This is a genomic window from Streptomyces venezuelae, from assembly GCF_008642275.1.
Lineage (GTDB): Bacteria > Actinomycetota > Actinomycetes > Streptomycetales > Streptomycetaceae > Streptomyces > Streptomyces venezuelae_E.
In genome coordinates, this window is sequence record NZ_CP029189.1 from 7,196,593 (window position 1) to 7,211,419 (window position 14,827).

A 14,827-nucleotide genomic window follows, 5' to 3' on the forward strand; every position below is an offset into this window, starting at 1 on the left:
CGGCGGGGTCATTCCGTGATGGTGGGCGGGGCGGTCAGGAACGGGCGCAGTTCGAGCCACTCGTGGATCGGCCGCCCGCCCGCCCCGGGGGCGGCCGACAGCTCACCGGCCAGTTCGACGGCGCGCTCGTAGCTGTCGACGTCGATCACCATCCAGCCGGCGATCAGGTCCTTCGTCTCCGCGAACGGGCCGTCGGTGACCGGCGGGCGCCCCTCCCCGTCGTACCGCACGAAGGTCCCCTCGGGGGCGAGTGCCTGACCGTCGACGAACTCGCCGGTCCCTTCGAGCCGGGCCGCGAAGTCGTGCATGTACTGGATGTGCGCCGAGATCTCCTCGGGTGTCCAGCGGTCCATGGGCACGTCGTTGACCGCTGCCGGGGCGCCGCGGTAGTGCTTGAGCAACAGGTACTTCGCCATGGTCGTACTCCTCGGTGCGGGTGCGGCCCATTGTGGCCGCCTTCACCCCTGGGACGGAGCCGGCCGCGTCTTCTCGACATCCCGCCCGGAGTTTTTTCGACACGGATGGACGAGCCCGTGCGAACGGCCCGTCGACCGCCCCGTCGCGCGGCCGGCGGCGCGGGCGGATCCCGCCGAATGCACCCGGAATCAGCCCATCCGGATCCCGGGCGCCCAGAGGGTCCCACGCTGCCTTCCGGATGCCCTCCGAGGTGGGAGGGCCACCGGCCGCACGGAGGCGGAACGGGCGGAGCGTCCGGGTCCGGCCACGCGCCCCCACGGGCCTTCCGCCGTGACGTTCCCGTACGACGGTAGCTGGGCAGCCGCTTGATGCTGATCGATCGTCTCGTGAGGGGAACCCCGATGACCAAGGTTCTGGTGCTGCACGCCGTCTGCCTCGTGAGGTCGGCCCTGGCCGCGCTGCTGAGATCCGAAGGCGACTTCGACGTCACGTCCGCCGGCTGGCGGGCCGCCGCGCGCCAGGCCGAGTTCTTACGACCCGACGTGGTGGTGGTGGACCTCGACTGTCCGGGGATCTCCGCCGCCCTCCTCGCCGACGGCGGCGCGGCCCGCCTGCTGCCCCACGCGCCCGCGCCCGCACCCCTGCTCGTCCTCGCCCGGGCCGACCTGCCCGGCGCGCTGGCGCGCGCGTTGCGGACCCAGGCGCTCGGCTACGTGGACAAGGACGGCTCACCGGCCCGGCTGGTCCGGGCCATCGGGAAGGTCGCCGCGGGAGAGCGCTTCATCGACGCCACGCTCGCCTCGGCCTTCATGGAGGCCGATCCGGTGCCGCTCAGCCCGCGCGAGCTGAGCGTGCTGGCCCGCGCCGCCGAGGGCGACTCGATCGCGGAGATAGCCCGGGCCCTGCACCTCGCCAGCGGAACCGTGCGCAACTACATGGCCGCCGTGACCCGCAAGACCGGCGCCCGCAATCGGATCGATGCCATCCGGATATCCCGGCGGGCCGGCTGGGTCTGAGCCGCCGGGCCGAAGTCCGCCGGACCCTCCCTCACTCCGGGGCGTCCCACAGGCCCACCAGCTCCCGGTACAGGGCCGACCTGGCCGGCAGCTCCGCATGCGTGCCGCACACCGCCCGGGTCCCGTCGAGTACGAGGACCCGGTCGGCCCTGGCGGCGGAAGAGATGCGGTGGGCGACCACCACCAGCGTGCCGGGGCGTCGTGCGAGCGCCCGCTCGGCGTGCTCCTCGGCCCGGGGGTCGAGATGGCAGGTGGCCTCGTCCAGCAACAGCAGGGGGGCGGGGGAGAGAAAGGCGGCGGCGAGGGCGAGGTGCTGCCGTTCGCCCGGGGTCAGCCGCGCCGGATCCACGGCCGCGTCCAGTCCGCCGAGCCGGGCGACGAGGGCGTCCGAGCCGAGGGCGGCCGTGGCCCGCTCCACCTCGCCCCGCGGCACCGGACCCGGGGACAGGTGGGTCAGGTTGTCGAGGACCGTACCCGTGAAGACGTACGCCTGCTGGGGCAGCAGCGTCCGGCGGACATCGGGGCCGGGCCCCGGGCCGCCACCGTGCCCCGCGGGGACGTCCGCGAGCGCGCCTGCGGGGGCGCCCGCCACCCGTACGCTTCCCCGGCCCGGCGGCAGCAGACCGGCGATCAGCGCGGTGAGGGTGGACTTGCCGATGCCGCTCGGCCCCACCACCGCCAGGTGTTCGCCCGGCCGGACCACCAGGTCGAGGCCGTCGATCACCGGCTGCGCGCGGGGACCGTAGGCGAAGCGGACCCGGCGCAGTTCGACGGCGGGAGCCGGCGGAGCCAGCTGCGCGGGCGGTGCGGGCGGTGCGGCCTCCGGCCCCGGCCCCTGCGCGGGGGCCTCGGATGCCGGTCGCGGGGCCGGCCGCGGATCGCAGAACCGGTCCAGCACCACCAGCAGCCGGGTCCCCGCCGCGCCCACCGCCGTCATCAGCGCGTCCAGGGCGGGCAGCAGCGACTGCACGAGGTAGGTGAGGGCCCCGGCCACTGCCCCCGCGCTCACCCCGCGCCCGGTCAGCCAGGGCGTCCCGGCCAGCAGGACGACGACCGGCAGCCGCCCCGCGACACCCAGCGCCAGCGTGCGCAGGGCGGTCCACCGCGCGAGCCGCCCGGTCAGCCCCTCCTGCTCGGCGATCAGCGACTCCACCCCGGCTCCGGCGCCCGCCCCGCCCCCGCACGCGAGGACGTCGCGCAGCCCCGCCGCCAGTTCGCCCGTGCGCGCGGACAACGCCTCGTCGGCGTCGAGCGCGGCGCGCTGCACCCGTGCCATCGGGCGCAGCGTGGTGAGGAAGGCGGCCGTCCCCAGGAGCAGCGCGGGCAGGACCAGGACCAGCAGGACAGGGGCCAGGGCGGCCAGCCCGAGCAGCGCGCCCAGGGCGGTGAAGACGAACGACCGCGCGACGAGGACCAGTCCGGCGAAGGAGTCCCTGGCCATCTCGGTCTGCTGGGTGAGCCGGGACACCGCGCCCGAGTCACCGGCCCGCCCGGGATCGGCGACGGCGCGCCCGATCGCCTGGCGCACGGACCGCCGCACCAGGCCGTCGCGCAGCGGTTCGACCAGGTCCGCCAGCCCGCCGAACACCCCCCGCAGCGCGAGGGCGCCGAGCAGAGCGCCCGCGCCGGCCACGGCCAGCCAGCCGATGCCGGTACCGGTCCGGCCGGCGAGGAAGCCGTCGTCGAGGGCGCGGGCCACCGCGTAGCCGCCGAGGAAGGTGTGCGCGGACTCCAGCAGGGACCACAGCGCGAGCCGGCCCAGCGTCCGGATCCGGCCGCGCAGGAAACGGCGGCCCTCGCGGGACACCCGGCGCCAGGTGCCGTACTCGCTCATCGGACCGCTTTCCGGCCGGGCGGCCTTGAGGCCGGTTCCGGTTCCGCTCGCGGGTCCGGCGCCCCCACGCCGAACACCGCCCGGTAGCCGGGGTCCCGCCACAGCTCCGCGTGCGTACCGGTGGCCCGGACCCGTCCCGCGTCCAGCCAGACGACGAGGTCGGCGCGGGCGGCCGAGGAGGCGCGGTGGGCGACGACGAGACGGGTCCCCGGCCGGACCCCGTCCGCCAGGGCGCGTTCCACCTCGCGGGCGGTGCGGGTGTCCAGGCTCGACGTCGCGTCGTCCATGACGAGCAGCCGCCCAACCCGGCAGAACGCCCGCGCCAGGCCCAGGCGTTGCAGTTCGCCCCCGGACAGCGGCGCATCGGCGAGCGCCGTGTCGTACCCCTCGGGCAGGCGGCGGACGAAGGCGTCGGCCCCGGCCGCCCGCACCGCGGCGCGCACGGCCTCGGGGGCCGGGCCCGGCCCGCCGCCGAAGGCGACGGCCGCCGCGACGCTCTCCCCGAAGAGGGCCGGCCGCTCGAAGGCGTGGCCGACCTCGCGGCGCAGCTCCTCGGCCGACAGCTCGTCGAGCGGCACACCGTCGAGCAGCACGCGGCCCGCGTCGCAGGCCGTCAGCCGGCCCGCCACCGCGGCCAGCGTCGACTTGCCGGAACCCGAGAGGCCGACCACGACGGCGGTCGTACCGCCGGGGATCCGCAGGTCGACGCCGTGCAGCAGCACGGTGCCCGCGCGGACGACCCGTACCCCGCACAGCTGAAGCGTGCCCGGCCCCGACGCGGGCAACCGCCTTTCGCCCTGAGGGAGTTCGGGGAGCTCGAAGAGGGCCGCGGTGCGGCGGGCGGCGGCCCGGCCGCGCACCACGGCCGCCAGCCGCCCCGTCACGGCCCCGACCCCGGCCGCGAGGCCCGCGTAGCGGACGGCGGCGAGCAGCCCGCCGACGCCGAGGGCCCCCTCCGCGAGCCGGACCCCGCCCACGCCGAGGACCACGTACAGCAGCAGCGGCATGAGGGCTCCGGTACGGGCCATCGTCGCGCCGTAGATCCGCCATGTCCGCCGTCCCTCGGCGCCGAGCTCCGGCAACCGGGCCAGTACGCGGGCCTGTTCGCGCTCGGCGGTGCCGGCGGCGGCGATCGTGCGGGCGCCCCCGAGGGCCTCCACGAGGCGGCCGGCCAGGTCGAGCTGCACCTCCTGGTAGCGGCTGACGCTGGCACCCGAGTCACGGGCGAACGCCCGCAGCAGCAAGGCGAGCAGCGGGAGTCCGGCGAGGAAGGCCAGGGCGGTCCACACGTCGACCAGGACCAGGGCCACGAGTCCGCCGAGCGGGGGGACCAGGGCCACGGACGCGGTCACGACGGCCGCCGGTACGGCGCCGGCGGTGGTGGCCTGGGCGGTCAGCCGGGCGGAGAGCTCACCGGGGGAGTGACGGGCGGCATGGTGCGGCGCGGTACGCAGCAGCCGCCCGAGCCCGAGCCGCCGCAGCCAGGCGGTGGACCGGGCGTCGACACCGCCGGTGAGGCGGGCCGTCGCCGCGTCGAGCAGCACCTCGGCGGCGATCACCACGGCGCACCACACGGTCCACCGGACGCGGGCGGGGTCCTGCCGCAGCAGCAGATCGAGGGTGTGGCCGAGGACCGCCGGCTCGGCCAGGGCCGCGCCGGCGGCGGCCACCGAGCAGCCGGACACGGCGGCGAGACGGCCCGCGCTGTGCCGCGCGGCCGCCCGCAGGGCCCGGTCGGCCGCGCGGGCGGCCGACGCCTCGCCGGGGGGATCGGGCACGGTCATGGGGCGCGGCCTCCAGGGGTGTGGTGCGGGCCCGGGCGGCGAACCGCCCGGGCCCGGGAGGACCTGATCCCTGATCAGTTACAGGTCGTGATGCTCAGGCTGCTGTCGCCGCAGAGCAGCAGGCTGGCGCGGCTGCCGCCGCCACCACCGTGCGCGGCCTCGGTGGTCTCTTCCTTGGGGGTTTCCATCGACTGCAGGTCGAGAAGCGTCATGTCCGTTTCCTCTTCACTGTGGTGTTCCGATGGGACACGGCCCCCGCGAGGGGGACCGGCTCTGGGGCCGCCGCGGTGGACCGCGGCGGCGGGAGGAACGGCAGGTGTGCGCGCCCGTCGGGCGCGGTGCTGCCGAGGGCCAGGAGAGCGCCGGCCGTGCCCGTGGACAGGTCCATGGACAGGCGCATCATCTGCTCGCCGGGGAAGGCCAGGAAGCCCTGGTAGGGGACCGCGTGCCGGGCCAGGGCCGCCACCTGCCGGGCGATGTCCGCGGGGCCGGATCCCGGACCCGGCGTCGTGGTCCGCGCCAGGTGGAGGATCATTCCGGCCGCACCGCGGAACAGGCCGGGCTGGGCGTAGAAGGTCGCCTGGGCGGCGCGGACGATCTCCGGCCGGGCGCGTTCGAAGCGGTCGTCGTGCGCGTGCTCCAGCCAGTCGTCGAGCACCATGCCGATCCCCACGCTGCCTGCGCCGAGGTAGGGCATCGTGCGCCAGCCCTCGTCGACCTGCAAGGTGCCGAAGACGCTGGTCACGCAGCGGTCGAGGTCGCGGTGCAGGGCCCGGCCGGCCCGGAGCAGCAACTCCTGGTCACGGGTGCGTTCGTAGAGCCGCAGATGGAGCAGCGCGGGGCCGCTGTGCCCGTGCAGCAGACCGGCCCGGTTCGGTCCGGACGTGGTCGCACGATCGGCGAGGAGCTCGGCGCAGCGCAGGGCCGCGGTGTGCAGTGCGCCCTCGCCGGTGGCCGAGCCCAGCCAGTCCAGCGCCAGGCCGATCCCGGCGAGTCCGCCGTGCAGGTCGGGTCCGGCCGACTGCCAGGGCTGGTCGAGCAGTTGCTCGGCCAGGGCGAGCGCGCGGTCGCGGTGGCCGAGCCGTTCCAGGGTCCAGGCGAGACCGGCGAGGCCGTCGTAGAAGCCCAGCGGCATCCCGGAGACGGGCTCCTTCGTACGGGCCAGCAGCCATTCCTCGGCCTCGGGCCAGGGGCCGGCACCGGTCTCGGCGAGCGCGTACAGCACACCGGCCGCTCCGTGGCCGAAGCCGGTTCCACCGCCGGCGGCCGCGAACTGGGCCGGGTCCCCGGGGAAGAGACGGTCCTCGCGGTCGAAGGTGGCGCTCGCCCGGATCGCCGCCGCCATCGAGGCACATGCGGCGTCCCGGTCGCCCGGCTCGACGGGCAGGTAGGGGCGGGCACGGCGTACGGTCGCACGGCCGCCCGAAGCAGGGGCCGCATGAGGACCGGAACCGGGACCGGGGTCCGCGAGGATCTCCCGTACCGCCTCGTCGAGGAAGCCGCGGGGCACCGGGAACTGCTCGGCGGCGATGTCGGCCAGATGCACGGCCTTGGCCCGGTCCAGCACCAGCAGGCTGGTCAGCGGCAGGAACAGGGCGAGCCGCAGGCAGGCCAGGGCGTACCGGTCGACGGCGAAGCCGCGGCGGCCGGCCGGGGCGACGAACGCCGGGTTGGCGATGGTCTGGCGGAGGCCCTCGTCCACGTGGGCGGCGGCCTCGAAGTCGAGCAGCGCGACCGACACGGCCCCGGTGGCCTCGTCCTCCGCGACCATGATGTTGAACAGGTGCAGGTCGTTGAAGACGATGCCGCGGGCGTGCACGGCCTCCACGGCCCGCGTCACCCGCCGGTGGACCTCCAGCGCCCACCGGGTGTACTCCGCGAGCTCCGCGGGATCGGGGTCCGCCTCGATCAGCGGGTGCCGGCGGGCGAAGTAGGTGTTGAGGGGCTTGCCCTCCAGGTACCGCATCACCAGGAAGTGGTGGTCGCCCACGGTGAAGGTGCCGTGGACCGCGGGCACGCAGTCCAGCCCGGCCAGTTGCTCCAGGGCCCTGCGTTCCCGGTGCAGTCGGGTCACGGCGTCCGCCCCGTCGGCCGCGAGCCCCGCGAAGGGGCGCGCTTCCTTGAGGACGACCGGTTCGCCGGTGCGCACGTCACGGCCGGCGTAGACACCGCCGCCGTTGGAGAAGTGCAGGGCGCGTTCGACCGTGTAGGGAAGGCCTTCGAGGGTGACGGCGGCCCGCCGGGCCAGATGGGGCGCGAGGAACGCGGGCAGTTCGACCCACTCGGGCGGCTGGAACACCGGACCGCGCGGGTCCGGTACCAGCCGGCCGTCCGGTGTTTCGATCGCCGGGACGAGCTCGCCGCGGTCGTCGTAGCAGTGCCGCAGGGTGAAACTCCCGTAACGCAGGTGCACGGGACCGTCGTTCCAGCGCAGGTCGCTCAGGATGTACGGCCCGGCCTCACCGGCCAGCAGCGCGTCGAGCTCCTCGGCGGTCCGCCGGCACTGCTCCTCGTCCGCCGGGTACACGGTGAGGAACTTGCCGCTGGCCGCGCGGTCGGCGTACTTGGCGTTGCGCAGGTGGAGCAGGTACCGGCTCGGCACGAACTTGAACGCGATCCGGCGCTCCAGGCAGTACGCGCGGACCCGTTCGAGCACGGACTCTGCGTTGTCCAGGCACGCCGACACGTGGATCTTCCAGCCCTGGGAGGGCAGCCGGGCGTCGACGGGCCGCAGCGCCAGCCAGTCCCCGCTGCGGTGCGTCTGCCACCCCGCCGGTACGGGGGCCAGCGCGGCCGGGTAGTTCTCCTCGGACCGCCGGTACGGCGCGTCGTAGAACCAGCGGTCGGCGTCGCAGAAGGCGGCGTACCCCTTGTTCACTCCTGCTCCCTCGGTCGGTGACGGGCCAACGCTGTCACGCGGCCCGAGGGCCGCGACAGTCGCGGCTGTCACCGATGGGGCGTGCAGTACGCACGAGTCACCAAGGGGCGGAAAGGGGCCGGCGGGTCAGTCCTTGCTCGCCGGCTGCCAGCTCATGCCCCAGCCGTACTCGATGTCCGCCGCCTGCTGTTTGAAGACGCCGGGCGCAGGCAGGAGGTACTTCGCCTCCCGCCGGACGATCAGCTCCCCGCCCACGTTCTCGATCAGCGCGATCGCGGCCACCGGTGACGGGACGGTGCATTCGTCCAGACGCACTTCGATCGGCGGTCCGGCGGGCGGATGGAGCGTGGCGACGCCCTGAAGCCCCGCGAAGCCGGTGGCCCCGGCGTAGACGACGACGAACACCAGCAGGCGCCGGATCTCCGCCGCGTGGTCCAGGTTGATCACGAGGTTCTCGCCGCCCTCGCTCGCACCGGTCCGGTCGTCGTGGTCCAGCTGGACGTACGGCGGCTGGTGGAACGAGCCGAACTGGTCGTCGATGGGGTGGACGACCCCCTTCGTCCCGTCGCGCAGCTCCCACAGGCAGGAGAGGTCGAGATCGACGTCCTCCAGCCGGACGGCGTCCTGCCCCTTGCGCATCCAGCCCCGCGGCGGCACGGCGGCGCTCCACGTGAGGTTGACCCGCATGCCGCCGGAGGTGGCCCCCTGTTTGGTCAGCGACACCGCGGGGGCCGCCTTCGTCAGGGTGATCTTCGACAGCCGTACCGGACGGGTGGGCGCGGGCGGATGCGCCGGCCGCTGCACCGGTACCGGCGCAGGCGGGGCCGGGGCGGGGGCCGGGGCGGGATCGTCGACCGTGATCCCGAAGTCGGTGGCGAGCCCGGCCAGACCGGAGGCGTAGCCCTGGCCCACCGCACGGAACTTCCATGCGCCCGCCCGCCGGTACAGCTCCCCGAGCACGAACGCGGTCTCCGACGTGGCGTCCGTGGCATCGAACCGCGCCGTCTCGACGCCGCCCCGCGCGTCCAGTACGCGTACGAAGAGGCCGGACACCTGACCGAACGTGCCGTCGGTGGAAGCCGCGACCACCACGGTCCCGATCTCCTCCTCGACCGCGGATAGCGTCACCCCGATCGTTTCGAGCACGCCCGTGCCTTCCTGGCGCCGTCCCTCGTGGCGCACGGCACCGCTGGGGTGCACGGGCTGGTTGTAGAAGACGAAGTCGTCGTCCGAACGCACCTTGCCGGCCGCCGTCAGCAGGAGGGCCGAGACGTCCACGTCAGGAGCTCCGGGACCCCCTCGCCAGCCCAGTTCCACCCGGACCGTGGCACTCGGCACCGGTACGTTGGCACCTTTCCGCATGGACATGCGGTCCCCCTTCCGCTGCTTGTCTCCCGCTTCCGCAGCGTACGAGGATTCGGCCCGGTCCTCGCCCCGGAGGCGCCGATTGCTCCGGTACCGGGGGAAGTCGCGGGTCCCGGCATGATGGGGCGGTGATCACCATTCATCTGAAGTACGAGATCGACGCGGACAAGCTCGCGGACTTCGAGGAGTACGGGCGCCGCTGGGTCCGGCTGGTCAACCGGTTCGGAGGCACCCACCACGGCTACTTCCTGCCCAGTGAGGGCGACAGCGACATCGCCTACGCCCTCTTCTCCTTCCCCGGCTTCGCCGCCTACGAGCGGTACCGCACGGACAGCATGTCCGATCCGGAGTGCCAGGCCGCCTTCGACCTGGCGCGCGAGACGGGCTGCATCAAGCGCTACGAGCGCCGCTTCCTGCGGCCACTCGACACCCCGGCCTCCTGAAGGCACCGGACGGGACCGGCCCCCCGGGGCCGGTGCGTGTCACCCTTCGCGGTCCATGACGCGACGGGCCGCCTCGGCCTCCGCCGCGGGCGGTGACAGTTCGTCGAGCGTGTCGAGCTCGTCGTCCGAGGCCAGCTCCCGCTCCCAGGCGGCCGCGAGCCGCTCCTGCTCCTCCGGCGGTCTGCCGGTGACGGCCTCCTGCTGCTGCGGACCCAGAGCCGCGAGGAAACGCCCGACCGCGTCCGTCGGCATGCCGTACTCCTTCTCGCCGTGGGGGAGGGCAGCGGCCATCACGATGCCGTGCCTGGCCCAGGATGGCGAACCAGGCCGGGGCGGGCCTCCCGACACGGCGGTCCGCCACCCGAATGCCGTGCCTCATGCCCGCGCCGCGGGGCGGTCCGGCCGGAGCCGACCGTCTGCAAGGGATCGTCCGGCTGCCCGCCAGGGGCTGCGGGGCGGGGACGGCCGGATCCGCCGCCGTCGTGTGACGGTTCCCGTCGGTGCCCGTGGGCTCCCGGCCTCGCTCAGGACATCCGGTGCACGTTCCACATCGGCAGGCCGCGGAAGAACTCCACGGCCTCCGCGCGCCAGTACGGCGCCCAGGACGCGGCCTCGGCCGCTGCGGCCTCCGCGTGCCGCCGGATCTCCGCCTTGAGCAGCCGGTCCACGCCGGCGGCGCGGGCGATCTCCCTGATCCGGCCCAGGGTTTCGTCCGGGCAGCCGGGATCGCCGAGCGCCGCTTCGACGAGGGCCGCGTCGGCCCCGGTCGCGGCGGCCAGGACCGCGCGGACGGCGTAGGTGCGGCGGCCCGAGCGGACGTCGGCGCCGGTGGACTTCGCCTGGGCCGCCGGGCCGTCTCCGGCCGGGCCGAAGAAGTCGAGGAAGTCGTCGCGCATCTGCTCGGAGATGCCCACGAGCCGGGAGTAGCGGTGCAGCCGGGCGCGGTGCGGCGCCGGATCCTCGCCCGCGGCCAGCAGGCCCATGGTCAGCGGTGCGAGGACGGAGTACCGCGCGCTCTTGAAGTCGGTGACGGTGTGCAGGAACTCCTCGTCGGGCAGGGGGTGCGAGTCCCGCTCCAGGTCGGCGATCTGCCCGGCCACGGTCTCCGCCGCGGTCCGCGTGTGCACGCCGAGCAGGGCCTGGCGGAGTTCGGCGGGCGCCTCGGCCTCCAGCAGCACCTGGGCGGACAGGAACGCGGCGAGGTCCCCGGCGAGCATCGCGAGCCCGAGGGCCGTCGCGTCCTGGCCCGGGAACTCCTGCCGGTACGCGTAGTAGGTCGAGGGGCCCCCGCGGCGCAGCGGCGCGTCGTCGATGATGTCGTCGTGGACGAGCCCGTGCGTCTGCAGCAGTTCGATGCTCAGTGCTGCCTCGGCGAGCCCGGGTACCTCGTCGGTGGTGACCAGCCGGGCCGCCTCGTACAGCAGGACCACCCGCAGCCGCTTGCCGCCGCGCATCGAGAACTCCCGCAGGAGCTCCAGGCAGCGGGGCACGTGCCGGCTGGGCACCGGGACGTCGAAACGCTCGCCGAGGCCGTCGAAGTACTGCTCGAACCGGGCGTCGAAGCGGATCCGGTGACCGGCGACGCGTTCCAGGGTGGCGGCGGTGACGTTGGCATGCATGAAGATCAGTATCGAGCACGGCCCGGCCCGCCCGGATCCGCTCCGGGGCGTCGGTGCATCCGTTCAGCCGCCCACGGGAGCGGCGGAGAGGCAGGCGCGCAGCTCGGCTTCGCCGGCGTTCCCGCCCGTGCACATGATCGCCACCCGCTGCCCGGCGAGGCCGTCGCGTGCCGCGAGGAGCGCGGCCAGCGGTGCGGCGGCGGCCGCCTCGGCCACCGTCCGGGCATCACGCATGAGCAGCCACTGCGCCTGCCGGATGGCGTCGTCGTCGACCAGCCGGAAGTCCGCGAGGTGCTCACGGAGCAGACGCTGCGTCAGCTCGAAGCCCGACCCGGTGGCCAGTCCCTCCGCCGTCGTGCTGTTGGGACGTTCGACGCAGCGGCCCGAGCGCCAGGAGTCGTGCGCGGCCGGCGAACGGCTGGACTGCACCGCGATGACGCGGCAGCGCGGACTGACCGCCGCCGCCACCAGGCAGGCGGCGGCGGCCCCGCTGCCACCCCCGACCGGCACGAGGACCGCGTCGAGGTCCGGCTCCAGCTCGAAGAGCTCCAGGAAAGCGGTGGCCACGCCCGCGATCAGGGCCGGCTCGTTCGCCGCGCTGACCAGGCGCATTCCACGCCGCGGCGCGAGCTGCTCGGCATGGCGGCGCGCCTCGTCGAAGTCTGCCCCGTGTTCGACCAGTTCGGCGCCGAGCCGTCGCACGGCCTCGGCCTTCAGCGGGTTCGGGTGCTCGGGCATGACGAGGGTGCAGGGGACGCCGAAGAGCGCCGCGGCATGGGCGAGGGACTGCGCGTGGTTGCCGGTGGAGTACGAGAGCACGCCCCGGGCACGCTCGTCCGGGGTCATCGAGGCCAGCAGGGCGACGCCTCCCCGGACCTTGAGGGCGCCGGTCGGCTGGAGGTTCTCGTGTTTGACCAGCACCCGGATCCCGGCGCCGACGGTCGCGTCGAGAGCGGGATAGGACAGCAGGGGGGTCGGGGAGAGGTGCGCGCTCTGCAGGCGGCGCGCGCGAAGGACGTCGGAGATCGTCGGACTGTGCATGTCCACATGCTGCGCGGCGGCCGACCCATAGGACAAATGTCAGTTTCCGATGAAACCATCGATATCATCGATGAATGTTCGACGAGAACCGGCTCCGGGTGTTCGCGGCCATCGCCCGCGAGGGCTCGGTCACGGCCGCCGCCGCCGCGCTGCACTACGCGCAGCCCTCCGTCAGTCACCACCTCGCGCGGCTCGAAGCCGAAGCCGGTGTGCCGCTCGTCCAGCGGGCGGGCCGTGGCATCCGGCTGACCGGGGCGGGCCGGCTGCTCGCCGATCGCGCGGAGGAGATCCTCGGCCGGATCGATTCGGCCCGGACCGAGCTCGCCGCCCATGCCGGGCTCGGCGCCGGACGGGTGCGCCTCGCGGCGTTCCCCTCCGCGCTCGCCGCGGTCGTACCGGCGGTGGCCGCCGCGTTCGGCGCCGCGCACCCGGACATCGAACTGGCGCTGACCGAAGCGGAGCCCCCCGAGGCCCTGGCGGCGCTGCGGCGCGGCGAGGTGGATGTCGCCCTGACCTTCCACCACGGTGACAGCCGGCCCGGTGACCGTCAGGGACACACCGTGACACCGCTCCTGCACGAGCCGCTCTACGTCGTCAGCCGGGCCGGCGGATCCTGGCCCGGGCCGCGTGCCGACCTCGACACCTACCGGGATCAGCGGTGGATCGCCGGCTGCGAGAGGTGCCGTACGCACCTCCTGTCGGCGTGCGGGAAGCGCGGCTTCACTCCTGCGGTCGCCTTCGAGACGGACGACTACGTCGCGGCCCAGGCGCTCGTGGCCGCCGGCCTCGGCGTCACCACGCTGCCCGGCCTGGCCCTGCGCGCCCATCTCCACCCCGGGGTGAGGATCGACCGCCTGCCGGACGACCACCGTTTCGTCGATGCCGTCGTCTACGGCGCACCGCCGCTCCCGGCCCCGGTCGCGGCCTTCCTGGAGGTTCTCCAGGAGACCGCGGCCCGGCCCCTCCCGTGGCCCTGACGGCCCCGGCCGCCGGGCGGCCGGGGCGCCGGCGGTCATGCGAGCACGTCCGGCAGGAAGGAGCGGGGCGGAGCACCGGTCAGGGCTCGCACAGACGCACGGCGAGGGCGGCGATGTCGTCGTCGAGGCGTCCCCTGCTGTGGCGCAGGAGATCGCGGTGGAGCGCCGTGAGCAGTTCGTCGGGCGGTGTCGGGGGCTGTCGGCGCATCCAGGCCGTCAGCGGGAAGAAGTCGCCGCCCCGGACGCGGGCCTCGGCGATCCCGTCGGTGTAGAGGAGCAGCAGGTCGTCGGGGGCGAAGTCGAAGGTGTCGACGCTGTAGTGGTCGCCGATCAGCTCCGCGAGGCTGAGCAGGGGCGAGGGGGAGGTGGATTCGAGCGTACGGACCGTTCCGTGGCTCAGCAGCAGGGGCGGGGGGTGTCCGCAGTTGAGGATGTCGATGCGCCTGCCGCCATGCGGGATCTGGACGAGAAGCGCCGTCGCGAAGCGTTCCAGCGGCCCCTCCGGTGGGAAGGCGCCGTTGTACCGGGTGCTGCTGGCGTCCATGCGGCGTGCGACGTCGACCATGTCGGGCTCGCCGTAGGCGGCCTCGCGGAAGGCGTTGACGATCGCCGCGGCCGCCCCCACCGCGGGCAGGCCCTTGCCCCGTACGTCGCCGATGAGCAGCCTGACCCCGAACGGAGTGTCGACCACCTCGTAGAAGTCGCCGCCGATGCGGGCCTCGGCCGCGGCCGCGAGGTACAGCGACTCGATCTCGATGCCGCCGAAGCGGCGCGGCAGCGGGCTGAGGACCACCTGCTGGGCCGCGTCCGCGACGAGCCGCACCTGGAAGAGGGTGCGCTCCCGCTGCAGCCGGACGTGGCTTCCGTACGCGGCGGCCACGGTGACCGCGATGATCCCCGCTGCCGTCCACCACGTCCCCAGGTCGGGGAAGACGAAGCTGAGGCCGATCATCAGGATGAGGCAGACCGTCCCGAGCAGAACGGTCGGCAGCACCGGCCACATGGCGGCGGCGAGGGCCGGCGCGGCGGGCAGGAGACGGCTGAAGGCCATTTCCGGCGGAGTGTTGTACGCCAGGCTGGCGATGACGACGGTCAGGATGACCGGCGACAGCCGCACAAGTCTTCCCGGGCCGGGGCGCCGGCGTAGCCGCGGCCGTCCAGACTCGATCACACTTCACAGGATATCTACGTAATCGGGTCATAGCGCTCTGGCGGTCGGGCCCGGACGCCTCCACGACGGTGGCCACTCCGTGGCGGACAGTAGCCGTCCGTTGGGGCCGGGGGTGCCGCTCCCGGATTCCGGCGCGCCCGGTCCCCGGCTGTTCCGGGTTGCTCCAGTGGGCTGACGTGGGGCATGCGAAGTGCCACGATGATCCGTGCTTCAACAGTGTGCCGGACGGGACGCGACGAGTGCGGTGACAGCGTGTCCCGGAGGCGGCCCTACCCCACGAAA

Annotated in this window: 13 protein-coding genes; 3 read left to right on the top strand and 10 right to left on the bottom strand. The window is 74.5% G+C overall.

Features of this window, described 5'->3' with window-relative positions:
- Window positions 1-8: 8 nt before the first annotated feature.
- Window positions 9-416: a YciI family protein gene (locus tag DEJ51_RS31890; RefSeq protein ID WP_150261089.1), complete on the bottom strand. Its 408-nt coding sequence runs from the start codon at window positions 414-416 to the stop codon at window positions 9-11.
- Between the two features lie 402 nt (window positions 417-818).
- On the opposite strand from DEJ51_RS31890, the gene DEJ51_RS31895 reads away from it, so the two are divergent.
- The gene (locus tag DEJ51_RS31895) at window positions 819-1,433 is read left to right on the top strand and encodes a response regulator transcription factor (RefSeq protein ID WP_150261090.1); all 615 of its coding nucleotides are present in this window, start codon (window positions 819-821) and stop codon (window positions 1,431-1,433) included.
- A gap of 31 nt (window positions 1,434-1,464) precedes the next feature.
- Here the strand turns inward: DEJ51_RS31895 and DEJ51_RS31900 are convergent, their stop codons facing one another.
- From DEJ51_RS31900 to DEJ51_RS31920, 5 genes are all read right to left on the bottom strand, one after another.
- A complete protein-coding gene (locus DEJ51_RS31900; RefSeq protein ID WP_150261091.1) occupies window positions 1,465-3,267 on the bottom strand; it encodes an ATP-binding cassette domain-containing protein in 1,803 nt (600 codons plus the stop codon).
- A complete protein-coding gene (locus DEJ51_RS31905) occupies window positions 3,264-5,051 on the bottom strand; it encodes an ATP-binding cassette domain-containing protein (RefSeq protein WP_150261092.1) in 1,788 nt (595 codons plus the stop codon). The genes DEJ51_RS31900 and DEJ51_RS31905 overlap by 4 nt, the downstream gene beginning before the upstream one ends.
- A gap of 74 nt (window positions 5,052-5,125) precedes the next feature.
- Window positions 5,126-5,263: a SapB/AmfS family lanthipeptide gene (locus DEJ51_RS31910; protein ID WP_030723876.1), complete on the bottom strand. Its 138-nt coding sequence runs from the start codon at window positions 5,261-5,263 to the stop codon at window positions 5,126-5,128.
- Entirely contained in the window at window positions 5,260-7,929 is a 2,670-nt protein-coding gene (gene lanKC / locus DEJ51_RS31915; protein WP_150261093.1) for a class III lanthionine synthetase LanKC, read from the bottom strand. Before lanKC ends, DEJ51_RS31910 begins: the two co-directional genes overlap by 4 nt.
- A gap of 126 nt (window positions 7,930-8,055) precedes the next feature.
- Window positions 8,056-9,297: a TerD family protein gene (locus tag DEJ51_RS31920; protein ID WP_150261094.1), complete on the bottom strand. Its 1,242-nt coding sequence runs from the start codon at window positions 9,295-9,297 to the stop codon at window positions 8,056-8,058.
- A gap of 125 nt (window positions 9,298-9,422) precedes the next feature.
- Between DEJ51_RS31920 and DEJ51_RS31925 the strand changes: the two genes are divergently transcribed.
- Complete coding sequence (locus DEJ51_RS31925) at window positions 9,423-9,737, top strand: NIPSNAP family protein (protein WP_150261095.1); 315 nt, start codon at window positions 9,423-9,425, stop codon at window positions 9,735-9,737.
- Window positions 9,738-9,776: 39 nt separating this feature from the next.
- On the opposite strand, the gene DEJ51_RS31930 is transcribed toward DEJ51_RS31925, so the two are convergent.
- The 3 genes from DEJ51_RS31930 to DEJ51_RS31940 form a co-directional block, all read right to left on the bottom strand.
- Entirely contained in the window at window positions 9,777-9,989 is a 213-nt protein-coding gene (locus DEJ51_RS31930; protein WP_150261096.1) for a hypothetical protein, read from the bottom strand.
- Window positions 9,990-10,261: 272 nt separating this feature from the next.
- Window positions 10,262-11,356 carry a polyprenyl synthetase family protein gene (locus DEJ51_RS31935; RefSeq protein WP_150261097.1) on the bottom strand — a complete coding sequence of 365 codons (1,095 nt, stop codon included), beginning with the start codon at window positions 11,354-11,356 and terminating at the stop codon, window positions 10,262-10,264.
- Between the two features lie 63 nt (window positions 11,357-11,419).
- Window positions 11,420-12,397: a threonine/serine dehydratase gene (locus DEJ51_RS31940; RefSeq protein ID WP_150261098.1), complete on the bottom strand. Its 978-nt coding sequence runs from the start codon at window positions 12,395-12,397 to the stop codon at window positions 11,420-11,422.
- A 74-nt stretch (window positions 12,398-12,471) separates the two neighbouring features.
- Between DEJ51_RS31940 and DEJ51_RS31945 the strand changes: the two genes are divergently transcribed.
- Entirely contained in the window at window positions 12,472-13,374 is a 903-nt protein-coding gene (locus tag DEJ51_RS31945) for a LysR family transcriptional regulator (protein WP_150261099.1), read from the top strand.
- A 79-nt stretch (window positions 13,375-13,453) separates the two neighbouring features.
- On the opposite strand, the gene DEJ51_RS31950 is transcribed toward DEJ51_RS31945, so the two are convergent.
- The gene (locus tag DEJ51_RS31950) at window positions 13,454-14,491 is read right to left on the bottom strand and encodes a PP2C family protein-serine/threonine phosphatase (protein WP_223836064.1); all 1,038 of its coding nucleotides are present in this window, start codon (window positions 14,489-14,491) and stop codon (window positions 13,454-13,456) included.
- Window positions 14,492-14,827 lie beyond the last annotated feature (336 nt).